Raw genomic sequence first — 13,260 nt, 5'->3', positions numbered from 1 at the left:
GAATTGCGGGACGCCGGTTTCGATCGCCGCGGCCGCTCCGCCCACCACTGTCTCTGGCGACCAACCAAGGGACATACGGCGGGTACGAACAGCTTCCAACGCCCAGACCAAACGATAGGTAAAGGCCTCTTCGACGGCCCGCATGTTCTGAGGTCCGATTTTGGCAACATCCTCTCCAGACACCCAGCTGCGCAGGATGGCTTTCCAGTTTGCCGGGAGCGCGTTCGCTTTGTCGGGAATGAAGGGCCGCATGAACAGCAGGCGTTCGCCGAGGCCAGCGAGGGCGTCGACAAGTTCCTCGATGTCACCACTGAGCGCTGCGGCATCGCCACGATCGAGCAGTTCAGCCAGCTGGTCGGCCATGGCGTCGATGGTGAGGCCAGCCTCAAGGCCGACGCCCATGGCGAAATGTCCACGCCGCGCCTGCGCCGTGGTATTCTTCCAAATGAGATCGGCGCGTGCTTCGAACACTTTGTTGTGCAGCGGGGCCACGTCTTCGTCTTCGCGGGCGATCTGGCGGGCCCATAGCGATCCCTTGAGCGCCTCGTCCAGGAGCTTGGGCAAGTCGGCGCGATCAGAATCGAGTGCTTCAATCAGCCCGAAGACGGTCGCATCGAGGCGTTCGACGATTTGCGAAAGTGGCTCCTCGTCGATAGTCTCCTCTTCGTCATCCTCGTCATCCTCGTCATCCTCGTCGTCTTCGCCGTCTTCACCGTCAGCGTCGTATTCGGCGCCGGCAGCTAGGCGATCGGCTACCGCAGCTTCTTCCTCGGGCGACCTCCAGGCTTCGCGAGCATTGGCGAGGTATTCCCAAGCATCATCACGATCCAGAACACCCTCGCGCGACAGCCGTTCAAGAATCTCAGCGACGATCTGGATGAGGCCGCTTTTCAGCGTTCGGGCCTTTGCGGAAGCGACGAGCTTCTTCCATTCCTTCTTTCGCCAGTCGACGTTGTCGAACATGACGTGGACGATAAGGCCTTCCACATCGACGAAAGCGCGCCCAGCGCGCCCGGCAACGTTCGCGAACTCCTCGCCTTTGATCTTCTCCGCCGCCCGATACAACGCAGGCACCAAGAGCACAGCTGCGTTGAGATTGAGACCCTGCGAGAGCGTGGGAGAAGCGACAATGACCTTCAGAATCCCCTCGGACAAGAGGACTTCTAGCTCGCGCAAGAACGGGCTCGGCAACCGGCCATGATGGATCGCGACGCCCTGCTTCAAACAAGCGACGGCGGGATGGTCTTGGCCCAGCCACTCCTTGCCGATCTCCAAGGCCCGAGCGATCGACGCCTCATTCTCCAGCAGCGAGTCCAGATAGCCGCGCCTGCAGAGGTCCACAACTTGCTTGCCGTAGCTCTCTACCCAATTCGCCTGGGTGGAGAAGATCAGAGTCCGCTTGCCCTGGCTTGCAAACTCCAATGCCGCGAACAAGGCAAGATGCGAGTTCTTGCGAGGGTAGGGGTTCTTCTCTCTCCCTCGCGCTGGTTTCTGCTCGACGAATTTGTCGAGAAACGGACCACCGTCGTCGAGATCGAGCCGGAGCAACGCATCCTTACCTCGCCAAGTGAGCGCGCCGAACCGCTGCCGCGTGGGGCGCCAGTCGGAACGCACCGGCTCGCCGGGTTCATCGGAGCGTATCCATGCGGTAAGATCGTTAAGTTCATCGCCGCTCGGCAGGATAGCGGAGAACAGACGATCCGGCGTTCGCCTGCGTCCACGCGCCGGAGCAGGCGTTGCACCAGTGTCTCGTAGCGGATTTCGCGCTCGCTAGGGCCGATCATGTGACCTTCGTCGAGGACGATCAGGCCGACATCATCAATCAGGGAGGGGTCGCTTCGCAGCGCGAAGTCGAGCTTCTCTGGCGTGGCGATGATGATCTCCCGGGAACGCAAGGCGTCTTCATCGTCAGCCGAAAGCCCACTAGCGCCATAAAGCGAGGAGACGCTGAACCCGAGCGGCGCAAAGGTCTTTCTGAAGGAGCGCTCCGTCTGTGCGGACAAGGCCCGCAATGGCGTAACGATCAGTACTCGGCGCGCGGACGATAAGGTCATCAAGGCCGCGATCTCAGCCACCCGCGTCTTGCCAGCGCTGGTCGGCAGGGCAACAACAAGGTCGTCGGTGAGGTCCGTGGAACGCCGGGCCGCTTCGCGCTGTGATGGCCATAGCTCCACCTCGGACGTCTTGCCAGCGTAGAGCGACGCGATAAACAGCCGACGCAAGTCCGGGTATTTCTCCTCTGCCCCCTCGGGTGGCTCAGTCGGCAGGTTCTGGTGCAATGAGTGCTGCCAAAGGTCGTCGATGAGATGACGGCACAGGTTCGTGATCCACCACAGCGGAACATTCTCCGCGTTGTCCGCCAGGCTTACCGCGGTGCCAAGCATTTCCCGCGCGATCTCGATCGGCTCGGACTCGCCCGTCTCAAGCGCGAAGTCAAAGTACGCCAGAGCGCGGCAGATCGTTGTGTTGAGGATTGTTGACACAACTTCGTCAATGTCAGGCTCTTCGTCCGCTAGCGCCTCGGCAAGCTGCTCGTCGCCGTGCGCTTCGTCATCCAACCACTTGCGTACGAAGCTGCGCAACTGGCTAAGATCGCGCAGAATCAGATGTCGGATCGCCATTTCGCCCGGCGACGCGTTGAGGTCGTCCGTCGTTTCGTTGAAGAGCGAATAAGCGACGGCTGAGAAACCGGCTAGGTGGTAAGCTGCGGCGGCGATGGTGCGGCGGAAACCGCGGTCGGGTGACTCGGCGTCGCCGTTGCGCACCAGATCCTCGAACACGTTGGCTGCGCGCTCGAAGGCTCTGTTGGTAAGATCCGACGCGCCAGCTTGAGCACGGAGAGCCATTGCGCCTCGAAGCAGTGCGAATCCGTGTTCGGCAAGATCGGTTTCGATTGTCGCCCCGAGTGGTGGCGCATTCGGCGGCAGCACGCCCTCCTCGCGCATGAGGGACCAAGCCGCACCGCGATAGAGCAGACGCCCGAGCACGCCATCGACGGTCGCGGCCGCCAGGAAAGTGGTCAGTTCGTCAATCGTCTCCAAGATCTTCAGCCTCTTGGTACATTTCCGCGATGAAGTCCTGGTGGTCTTCGACGTGAATGTTCACGACGTACTGGTCCCGGTTGCTCCCTGTTGCGTCGAGATCCTCGCTCCGTCGTATCCACCTTGGCCCAGTGCGGCGCTCCCCCTCCGGGAGATATCGATAAAGGTCGTTTCGTGCGGGGCTAACGTTCGACAATCGACAGCCATGATAACGGTTTAGTAACCGGCAAAAAGAAGAGATCGGCTGGTATACAACAAGCTCGTTCGCAGGATGACCAGAGCCGGGTCTGTTCACCAGCTATCAGATTCCACGAGGTGGACCTGGTCCCCGGGCAGCAGTGGCCCGCACGAAGATGCAGGCCGCAGGATGAATGCAAGAGACTTTCATGACGAAATCGTCGAGCCGACCCTAAAGGAATTTGACGCCGATTTCGGTAACAGGCGGTGCGCCTTTCTTGCCGTTGCTGTCGTTGATTCTCTGGTAGCGCATATCTATGCGGAAGCCACGCAGAACAACATCGACCCGTTCGACTTCCTCGGGGGGCGCTACGTTAGACGAAGCCAGAACTCGAATGGCAAAGTCGTCGAAAAAGATATCGACATCACAGACTTCGATGAAACAAACGGTCAAGGCGTCGTCTTCACGACAGCAATGTCATCCGATCAGCGAAATGACAGCTACTTCCGCCAGCGGATTGCAGATGGTTGCGACGCATTTCGGCTCATCCGAGACCTAGCGAAGGCGAACAAGCATGCCGAACTTGTCAAGCACAAGCCGCTGGTGTCATCGTCGGATCAGGCGATTTCAAAGCCGATGGGTTATGGACTGGGCAGGTACGGAAAGGGGCGTTTTGGCGGTGTCCCACAGATGATGATCCGGCTCAATGCCCCCACGACCGGAAAGGAAGAACCCGAGGAGGTCTATTTTGAACACGTGCTGCACGAAGCCTATTGCGTGGTAACTGATCTTCTAGGCGTGTTGGACCGGCGGCGAGGGCGTGAGCCGCGCGAGTACGCTTGGCACACCGCCAACGAACAGGAACTTTAACAGCCCCCCATGCCAGTTCCTCACACCGTAAGTGGGCCGACATGAATGCCTAGGCGGATCGCCTGCTACCGTTGGCGGTAGTATGCATTCCATGCCAGCCCGATGTCAGCAAGTGACCATTCCCGCCGTTTGCTGTAGGCAGGACTTTGGCGGGTAGGGCATCCGGACAGCCCGGTTTCCCGCTGGAACTTCATGAAACACGCCGTGGATTTCGCTTGCCGCGTGCCGTGGGTTGGATCCGGCCGGCACACCGGGGAGGGCCTTGAACCGGTCGAGCCCCTTGCGGAAGTTGTCGCGCGGCTGGGTCTGGTCGGTATGAGACGGGTGCCCAGTTCTGCCAAATCGGCAGCTGTCTGCAGTGACTCAGCATCCCAAAGCGTGTGGCCGAGACTAGTCGGGCCGGCTTCCACGTGAGGCGCGCCCGCTGGCCAGAAGGGGCGATCTCGCGCACCAATAACGAACGTTATCAAAGTCTGCGACGGCTGCTTCAGTCGCGAAGCGGCTGGGAAACAAATGCGGCCCTCCGCTCTGGCTCGCCCTGAATTTTTTGCGGCAGGACCCGTAAGTCTCTCGACAGCTAACCCTGTTAACAAACTGATTTGTTGAACGGGCAAGATTTGTTGAACGGGCAAGTCGTCGAAGCGGCGCTTGAGTCGATCGAACGCTTGCAATGAATACCTGGCTGGTATCGATGAACAGAAGAAACGCTACTTCAACGCTATTCTCAGACGGCCTCGCGACAGACTTAACAAGCCGGTCAGAAATTCTGGAAATGTTCGAATAATCTGCGAACTCGGAAACAGGAGCATACATGGAATCCCACAATAGCGGATGGTTCAATACCGAGGGTTGGATGCGCGAATACGCTGCCCTGCAAGAGCGGCAGCGGACGGAACAGCCACACGGCACGTCTGAGGATCACAGTGGTTTCGAGCAGCACCTAAGCCAATTGCAACTCGGTTCCTCTGGTACGAGCTCCGCTGAGGCCAGTTCGCCAGACAGCCCAGCCGCAGAGGTCCATAGAAGGAGTCTCCACACTGACAATCGCGCTATGACACGGAACCTGCGGGATGATCGGTTCGGCAACGCGCGCCACAGCCTAGACCAGCCTCGCGCTCACTTTGACAGCTCCCCTGCAGAGGTGTCGCAGTCTGGGTTACATGACAGGTTGTTCAGTAGCACGCGCTACACTGCCTCGTTTGAACCGCTGGCTGCGCCCACCAGGGATGACAAAAGCCGCGGTTTGTGGTCGCGTTTCAAATCAGAGATCGGAAAAACCTTCGGAAGCAAAAAGTCGTCGGGCGGTTCGGGGTCGAAATTTGTCCCTACAGAGCTTCGCATGGATTTCGCCAAACGCAGTCGCTCTTCCGCCAGCGGGGACATGTATCCCCAAGACGAGCGCCTCATCGAACTGTTTAAGGAAACAGTGCAAGCGTACGAAGTTGTTCCCGACGGCACCATCGGCCGAGGGGCCGGAAAGGTTCCCGCTCCGACCATCAAGGATAATAAGGCGGCTCTTGCGAGCTTTGCTCGTTGGCTGCGAGAAGAGAACAAGAAGCCGATGGCTCCTCGGCTTCTTAACGAGCCAAGGTCGCTGGCCAACGACGTCGATGAGTACATCGCACTCGGAATGGACCATCGTGACCGCCTCAGGTCGGCAATGTCTCATCTCCGGAGGCTTTCGCCTGACGGCCAAGTAATCCAATCAGCTGGCACTGGGCCCCGCCTGATGGGGCGCCAGTCAGCGAATCCTCATCCCGACGACGCTCTCATCATCGATGGCCTACTCAAACAAGAGCTAAGCAAGCTGGGGCCCCGTCCAACTCGCAAAGAGAGCAACCCCGCCTCAGCCATGGCTTCCAAGCAACGGAGGTTTAGCGATTGGCTCCAAAGGGAGGCCAGGGAGAGCATCGTGAGCCGAATCAACGGCACCGATCAGCAGCAAAAGTCGTTGAAGGCAGATTTAAAGGACTTCAGCAAAGCCACAGGACAGCAAGGCGCTCGACTGGATCAGATTCGGCAGTACCTAGGGGCTGAGAGTCAATCGACCAAGCTTCATCCGTATCCAGATGACGCCAGCGTCATCGATGGCCTGGCCAAGGAGCAAGTGAGCAAGCTCGGAAACGACTCGACTCGCCAGCAGAGACAAGCAGTCGCGAAAATTGCTTGGGAGCTACGCAGGTTTAGTGATTGGCTCCAAAAGGAGGGTAGGGGGAGCATAGCGAGCCGGATCAACGGCAGCGATCAGCAGCAACGTTCGTTGAAAGCAGATCACAAGGAGTTCGACAAGACCAAGGCACAAACCGCCGTAAGTCTCGAACGGTTTCGGCAGTACGCAAGCGATGGGACCACGACCGGGATCCAATCGATCAGCAGGTATCATCCATATCCCGACGACGCCCGCATCATCGAAGGGTTTGCCAACGAGGAGCTGATGAGGCTCGGGTCGGACGCCACCGCCCGACAAAAAAACGTGATCGGAAATATTGCTAGCGCGCAACGCGGGTTTAGTGATTGGCTCCAAAAGGAGGGTAGGGGGAGCATAGTGAACCGTATCAACGGCAGCGATCAGCAGAAGCGATCGTTGAAAGCCGATTTCAAGACTTACACCAACGCTAAAGGACAAAGCACCGTGAGTCTCACAAGGCTCGGGCAATACTTACAAGTCGTCGAGGCGAACGCTGCGCTGGGGTTGTCCCTTGAGCAGGCAAGCGGGCGGGAACCTGCCGGTTCGCAAACCGACAGTTACGATCAGTCGCAGCTTTGGCGTGACGCGGACGAGGCAGGAGGCCACGGGCCTGCCGGGTGGGACCGTCCGTCGTCGGGGCTGTCGTCGCATTCGAACGAACGCGCCGCATCGCAAGTGGAAAGTTACGATCAGTCGCGGCTTTGGCTCGACGTGGACCAAGCCGCGGGCCAGGGACCAGCAGGATGGACCTCTTCCTGGTCATCGCAGGAGGTGGACCACGCTGGGCGGGGGGAAAGCGCCGCCTCCCAGGAAAGCTATGATCAGTCGCAGCTTTGGCAGGAGGTGGACCAAGCCGGATGGCAGAGACCTGCCGGTTGGACCTCTTCCTGGTCATCGCAGGAGGTGGACCACGCTGGGCGGGGGGAAAGCGCCGCCTCCCATGAAAGCTATGATCAGTCGCAGCTTTGGCAGGAGGTGGACCAAGCCGGATGGCAGAGACCTGCCGGTTGGGACCGCCCCTGGTCAGGGCCGTCGTCGCAGTCGGATCAGGATATGGGGCCAACTCAGCCGTCCGCGTCAGCTCGGTCATCAGATATCTACCGCGGTCTTGAGTCCTTGGTCGATTTGCCGTCCACACCGGCCGAGTTGCGTGATGATGCTCACTATGAGCCGTTTCTGGGTACAGCCTCCGATGCTCAGGTTGGGGCGCTCAATCCGCAAGCCTCGTCTCACCGCAGCGGACGGGCGCTCGGCGCCAGGGAATGGCTCGGCGATGTGCATATCCAGGGAGATTACGAACTGCTGGCGCAGGAGCTGCAGAGGGACAATCCAGATCTCGCCGTCCGAACGCGGCTCGTCGATCCCCTGGTAGCTCATTACCATCTGCGCCTGGGCTCCGACAGCGTCGTGCTCAGGGCTTTCCAGCGCATCGTCTATGATCACAATGGCAACGATACAGCCGACTTCCTGTTCCTGCCTGTCAACGATGCCAGCGCTACGGATCCTGACCGCCGCGGCACCCACTGGTCACTACTGCTGGTTGACCGACGCGAGCGGGCAAGGCCGGTTGCGTATCATTACGACTCCGCCCGGCGGCACAACGACCAGCCCGCAGCACTGCTCGCACAACGGCTGGGAGCCCGCGTGGAGACAGTCCGCATGACCCAGCAGCGCAATGGCTATGATTGCGGGGTCTTCGTGCTCGACGGCACGCGGGCGCTGGTCAGGCGATTGGCGCAAAGGCGGCGGCCAGCCATGCTGCACCTCGACAATCTTGTCGTCGATCGGCAGGCACTGCAAAACCGACTACGGGGCTGATGTAGGATCTGCTGGCAGATTGAGGCTAGTGGATTGAATCTAACACTTGGTGCCCACGTTTGACGGCGGCGATGATTTTGTCGGGGTCGGCGGTCCAGGTGAAGGGTTTGGGTTGTCGATTGTGCTCTGCGAGGAAGCGGTTGATGGGCGCCTGCAGGTCGATGACAGAATGAAAGACGCCTCGCTTGAGGCGTCGCTTCGACAGCTTGGCGAAGAAGCCCTCGACAGCGTTGAGCCAGGAGCAAGACGTGGGGGTGAAGTGGAAGGTGAAGCGCTGATGGTGGTTGAGCCAGGCACGCACCTTAAGGTGCAGTCGCCGACGCCATTCTCGACAGGATTGTTCATAACGCCCACCGCATCGTGCTCCTGGGCGACAGCATGCGAAAGCAAAAGGCGGCGCCCCTCTTGACCAGCGCCGAAAACGGCGAAATCAATCACCCATGACGACAACCAGGCACCCGAGGACCACCACCGCCAAACTGTCCGGGACTTAGTGAAACACTGTCCGCGACTTAGCGGAATCCCAGTCCGGCTTTTGCGAAATACGCACAAGGAGGCCTCCGGTCTGGAAAACCTCAAGCCATGAGATGTAAAACACCTATCAGGTGCTCTGCGACGCATGGCCAAGGGACCGCTTTCATAATATTAGATTGCGCTAATCATTGCGTGGCCACCGGAACGCACAGAGAACAAAACGCTGTGGGAACCGCCAGCCCTGCCGGGCCTCAATTTCACTTCATTGGAGGGTGCTCGCCGCTTTTTCCAAGGCTTTCGACGGCCAGATCATCATGATCGACTCCCTGTGTCAGCGTTCGCCAACATGCGGCCAGGGCAAAAAGGGATGACGACGATGTTTCATGTTCCTGCCGGCGGGCTCACGACCAAGGTCACGCGCTCGTCGATGCCAAAGGCCGACCAGTCGATCTCGTCCTGACTGCCTGGCAGGCACATGACCGGAAGCCTGCCATGTGCAGAGGCTCATCCGTCAGCTTGTCGAAAGCCAAGCAGCATAGAATTCAGCCGCCAGGCCCAGCTTGAGCGGCAACGCGCTGGAGATCGCGCCGTCGGTATAGCTGTCGACGACCGTCCAGCCTTACGTCTCGGCATGGAGGCGGCAGAACCCCAATTGATCCTCGATCGAGGCGTCTCGCTGATTGTCCGATGAGTAGCAGGCGTAGAACGCGACCTTCATGCGGGGACCTCCTTACTCCGGGAGGCGGTTTCGCATCCGGCTGTCTGTTTCGGCTTGAACGAAGTCCCGTGCGGCTCGATTCGTTCGGCCTCTCGCGCGAACGCTCCGGTTTCATGGCCTTGCGGATGAACGCTATGATATGGGTGCGGGCACCACGCTTGTTCTGGTCGTTGGCAAAGGCATTGTACGATCTGTGTCGCTTGGTCATTGGGGAAACGGTATCGGCGATCTTGACCGTGGCCAGCAGATGTCCGATTTCCAAGCCGGTCAGGCCGTCGGCGGCCTCGCCAAATGCGTCAGCGATTGCTTGCAGCTGTGATTGCGTGAATGTCTTCATAGGCGTTCCCCCTCGGCCACTCGAATTATTGACGTTGCCGCCGGTTGCGCCTATTTATCGCCTCGGAGGCTTTGTAAGCGGAAACGCGAGCATTGCCTTTTTTATGCCGGTTTCAGCCCGGTAGGACGCAAGTTCTGAATGTGCTTGAACCCCCATATTTTTTCACCCCCTCCGTCTAACGGCTGAATCGGAGTCGTTTCACGCGGCAGTGGCGATAGTTCACCACGAGCGTCCGCTGTCATGCCTTTGAGCCGGAGTCCCCAACTGATGTTCCAGGCAAGCTGGATGAATGGTTCCGAACCAATGAGAACCTCGAAGGATTATGGTTTCTTCACGGTCGATGTGCCGAAATTCTGGGGGCCGCCGGAGACCATCTAGTGGGCGCCGGCTGAGGCATAGATAAGGTTGCTATAGCTCACTTTTTCCGCTATCATGAGTTATAGAAGGGCGCTCTATAGCTCATGGTATGGAATTGGGAGCAGGCCGACTGGCCGCATTTTACCTACGACAAGATGGCATTGGACCCGCTGGAAAGCGAGTTCCTATTGCGATCGGGCGAGTTCCTGGGCGTGTTTCGCCATGTTGGCCCCGATGACCGCGACCAGATCCGCATCGATCTAATCAGTGAAGAGGCCTTGAAGACATCCGAGATCGAGGGTGAGTATCTCAACCGGGAAAGCCTGCAATCATCCTTGCGGCAGCAGCTGGGGCTCGGAGGCGAGAATAGGCGCGTCCCGCCCGCCGAGCGGGGCATCGCCGAAATGATGGCCGACGTGTATCTGCATTTTGCCAACCCGCTCTCGCATCGCACGCTCTATGCCTGGCACAAGATGGTGATGTCAGGCGAGCGGCGCATCGAGACGATCGGCAACTATCGCCAGCATGCCGATGCCATGCAGATCGTCTCTAACCGGCTGGACAAACCCAAAGTGCATTTCGAGGCGCCGCCCTCATCGCGCGTGAAAGCCGAGATGGACGCGTTCACCATCTGGTTCAACGATACCGCGCTCAAGGGCAAGACTCCGCTTCCCGCGCTGACGCGCGCCGGTATCGCGCACCTTTATTTCGAGAGCATCCATCCGTTCGAAGACGGCAACGGCCGCATAGGACGTGCCCTTTGCGAAAAAGCGCTGGCGCAAAATCTGGGCGAGCCGAGCCTCATCGCGCTGGCCTACACGCTCGAGCGTCGCCGCAAGGCCTATTACGATCATTTGGAGGCCAGCAACAAAAACAACGCGATCACCGATTGGCTGATCTACTTCGCCAGCACAATCCTAGAAGCGCAGCGCGTAACGCTCGCCCGCGTCGAATTCTCCGTTGCCAAGGCCAAGTTCTACGAGCACCATCGGGGGCAGTTCAACGAACGCCAGGAAAAAGCCGTCGCCCGGATGTTCCGGGAAGGTATCGCCAGTTTCAAGGGCGGCCTCAGCGCGGAGAATTATATCGCCATCACCCAGGCGTCGCGCGCCACGGCGACAAGGGACCTGCACGATCTGGTTGCCAAGGGTGCGCTGACAAGAACCGGTGAACTCCGACACACACGTTACATGCTGAATATTCGTGACGATCGTGCGTAGATCCCATCAGCGGATGACTAAGTCTGTACCACCGCGCGGCGGTCGAGCGACTGCGACAGCACGGCCACCATGACGGCCAGAAGCGCGAGCGCGGCGCCCACCAGCGGCAGGTTCGCGTAGGATACGCCCCAGGAGATGGCGAGCCCGCCGATCCAGGCGCCGCCGGCATTGCCGACATTGAAGGCGCCCTGGTTGAGCGTGGCGGCAAGGTTTGGCCCTTCGGCGGCCGCCTCGACGACGCGGATCTGCAGCGGCGGCACGACGATGAAGATCAGCATGCCCCACAGGAAGACGATCGCCACGGCCACGCTCGCGATGGCGCCGAACTCGGTGAAGACGGCGAACAGCAGGGCCATGGCGAGCAGCGTGGTGATCACAGTCGGCATCAGCTTCCAGTCCGCCAGCCTGCCGCCGATGATGTTGCCGATGGTCATGCCGGCGCCGAACAAGAGCAACACCCAGGTCACGGTCGCCGTCGACAGGCCGGACACGTCGGTGAGATAGGGCTTGATGTAAGTGAAGACCGCGAACAAGCTGGCGGAGGCGAGCGAGGCGATCAGCATCGCCAGCCAGACCTGCAGCTTGCCGAGCACGCGCAATTCGCCGAGCAGACCGCCACCGCTAGGCTCGGCGACATCCGACGGCACCAGCCAGGCGATGGCCGCGACCGAGACGAGGCCGATGCCGACGACGGCGAGGAAGGTGTCGCGCCAGCCGAAGGCTTCGCCCAGCGCCGTGCCGGCGGGAACGCCCAGGATGTTGGACAGCGTCAGGCCGGCGAACATCAGCGCAATCGCGCTCGCCCGTTTGTTGCGCGGCACCAGGCTCGCTGCAACGACGGAGCCGATGCCGAAGAAGGCGCCGTGGCCGAAGGCGGTGAAGACCCGCGCCGCCATCAACAGCCAATAATTCGGAGCGATGGCGCAGAAGAAGTTGCCGATAACGAAGAGGGTGGCGAGGCCGATGAGCACTGGTTTGCGCGGCAGGCGGGCGGTCGCCATGGCCACGATCGGCGCGCCGAAGACGACGCCCAGCGCATAGCCGGTGACCAGAAGGCCAGCCGAAGGGATCGAGACGCCAAGGTCGGCCGCGACCTCCGGCAGCAGGCCCATAATGACGAATTCGGTGGTGCCGATGCAGAAGGATGCTATGGCAAGCGCTAGGATTGGCAGCGGCATGGGACGTCCCTGCTAAAACGGTCCAAGACCGAGATTGTCTGGACGGCCGCGATGCACGAGCTCCACCATAGCAACACTGGAATCAGAAGAAGGAGGGCGGCCCTTTTTCGAACACAGGCCGGGCTGTTGAGGCGGGCGGCGTCTGAGCGACGGTCGTCAACAGGACTATTCTGGCTCGGGCGACCTGACGTTTCTCTCTCATGGGCAACTGTGGAGGAAACGAAAACATGATCAGCTGCCGATGCCGATTGCCTCCGCGCAAGTTGAGGAAATCTTGGCGAGAACTCCGGCGGCTTTTTTTCGACACTAGCCGTTCGCCACGGCCTCACATGCCTGCGCCCGCGAGCACGGTTCGGTGTGGAAATCATGTCTGTTCTTGCTGTTCGCCGGGGACCCCCCGGTGAACACAGGATGACGAGGTTGGCTGACCTGGCGACTCTAAACATTACAGCGCTGCGCTCCAGTCTGGAGCTCAATGCCCCTGATGCTGCAAGCAAGCGCTATGCCACCTTGGGATCTTGTCCCTGTCTCAGGCTCCCCGAGCTATAGGCGTTGAACGAGAAAGCATCGTGCCCTGCTCGCAGAGTCGCCTCGACAAGGCTATGGTTCTTGTTATCGAGCGCAGCGGTTTCCACCGACTTGCCGTGCTCTCTTGCCAATGGCCGGCACGCGGCTGAGCGATCTCATACGCATCGCATGTCTGCGCCACATGCGGTCTCTGATGCCATACTGCCTTGGGATTTCGGTCATCGGTTTCGACCAGACCAGATCGTGAGCTCGGCCCGCGTCATTCTCAGCACGTATCTTCCTTCTCGTATCAATCGCCAGCAACGTGAGCCAGCCTCTCGGCAATTTAGACGCGCTTGGCCTTACCTCCGCCT

6 protein-coding genes and 3 pseudogenes are annotated in these 13,260 nt (G+C 59.9%); 5 read left to right on the top strand and 4 right to left on the bottom strand.

What is annotated here, in order from left to right:
* Positions 1–1,388 precede the first annotated feature (1,388 nt).
* Both RFM52_RS20425 and RFM52_RS20420 read right to left on the bottom strand, forming a co-directional pair.
* Entirely contained in the window at positions 1,389–3,041 is a 1,653-nt protein-coding gene (locus RFM52_RS20425) for a DEAD/DEAH box helicase (RefSeq protein WP_320297818.1), read from the bottom strand.
* Positions 3,028–3,147: pseudogene (locus RFM52_RS20420) on the bottom strand (HamA C-terminal domain-containing protein); the annotation flags it as partial. The pseudogene RFM52_RS20420 and the gene RFM52_RS20425, both read right to left, overlap by 14 nt.
* Before the next feature lie 261 nt (positions 3,148–3,408).
* Between RFM52_RS20420 and RFM52_RS20415 the strand changes: the two are divergent.
* Complete coding sequence (locus RFM52_RS20415; RefSeq protein ID WP_320297817.1) at positions 3,409–4,089, top strand: hypothetical protein; 681 nt, start codon at positions 3,409–3,411, stop codon at positions 4,087–4,089.
* Positions 4,090–5,428: 1,339 nt separating this feature from the next.
* Positions 5,429–8,095, top strand: a complete 2,667-nt coding sequence (locus RFM52_RS20410; RefSeq protein WP_320297816.1) for a Ulp1 family isopeptidase — start codon at positions 5,429–5,431, stop codon at positions 8,093–8,095.
* A gap of 25 nt (positions 8,096–8,120) precedes the next feature.
* Here the strand turns inward: RFM52_RS20410 and RFM52_RS20405 are convergent.
* A pseudogene (locus RFM52_RS20405) lies at positions 8,121–8,405 on the bottom strand (IS630 family transposase); the annotation flags it as partial.
* Positions 8,406–8,407: 2 nt separating this feature from the next.
* Here RFM52_RS20405 and RFM52_RS20400 point away from each other — a divergent pair.
* The 3 genes and pseudogenes from RFM52_RS20400 to RFM52_RS20390 form a co-directional block, all read left to right on the top strand.
* Positions 8,408–8,539: pseudogene (locus tag RFM52_RS20400) on the top strand (ATP-binding protein); the annotation flags it as partial.
* 887 nt (positions 8,540–9,426) lie between these two features.
* Entirely contained in the window at positions 9,427–9,606 is a 180-nt protein-coding gene (locus tag RFM52_RS20395; protein WP_320297815.1) for a hypothetical protein, read from the top strand.
* Positions 9,607–10,085: 479 nt separating this feature from the next.
* Positions 10,086–11,201 carry a Fic family protein gene (locus RFM52_RS20390; protein ID WP_320223106.1) on the top strand — a complete coding sequence of 372 codons (1,116 nt, stop codon included), beginning with the start codon at positions 10,086–10,088 and terminating at the stop codon, positions 11,199–11,201.
* Between the two features lie 17 nt (positions 11,202–11,218).
* Here the strand turns inward: RFM52_RS20390 and RFM52_RS20385 are convergent, their stop codons facing one another.
* The gene (locus RFM52_RS20385) at positions 11,219–12,379 is read right to left on the bottom strand and encodes an MFS transporter (protein WP_320297814.1); all 1,161 of its coding nucleotides are present in this window, start codon (positions 12,377–12,379) and stop codon (positions 11,219–11,221) included.
* Positions 12,380–13,260 lie beyond the last annotated feature (881 nt).

This window comes from Mesorhizobium humile, assembly GCF_033977215.1.
GTDB lineage: Bacteria > Pseudomonadota > Alphaproteobacteria > Rhizobiales > Rhizobiaceae > Mesorhizobium > Mesorhizobium humile.
This window is presented reverse-complemented; position numbering and strand designations above follow the sequence as displayed.

What these genes read in the sequence shown, in the direction of transcription:
- RFM52_RS20415 (WP_320297817.1), top strand. Translation starts at nt 3,409, where the DNA reads ATGAATGCAAGAGACTTTCATGACGAAATCGTCGAGCCGACCCTAAAG.
- RFM52_RS20410 (WP_320297816.1), top strand. Translation starts at nt 5,429, where the DNA reads ATGGATTTCGCCAAACGCAGTCGCTCTTCCGCCAGCGGGGACATGTAT.
- RFM52_RS20395 (WP_320297815.1), top strand. Translation starts at nt 9,427, where the DNA reads ATGGGTGCGGGCACCACGCTTGTTCTGGTCGTTGGCAAAGGCATTGTA.
- RFM52_RS20390 (WP_320223106.1), top strand. Translation starts at nt 10,086, where the DNA reads ATGGTATGGAATTGGGAGCAGGCCGACTGGCCGCATTTTACCTACGAC.
- RFM52_RS20385 (WP_320297814.1), bottom strand. Translation starts at nt 12,379, where the DNA reads ATGCCGCTGCCAATCCTAGCGCTTGCCATAGCATCCTTCTGCATCGGC.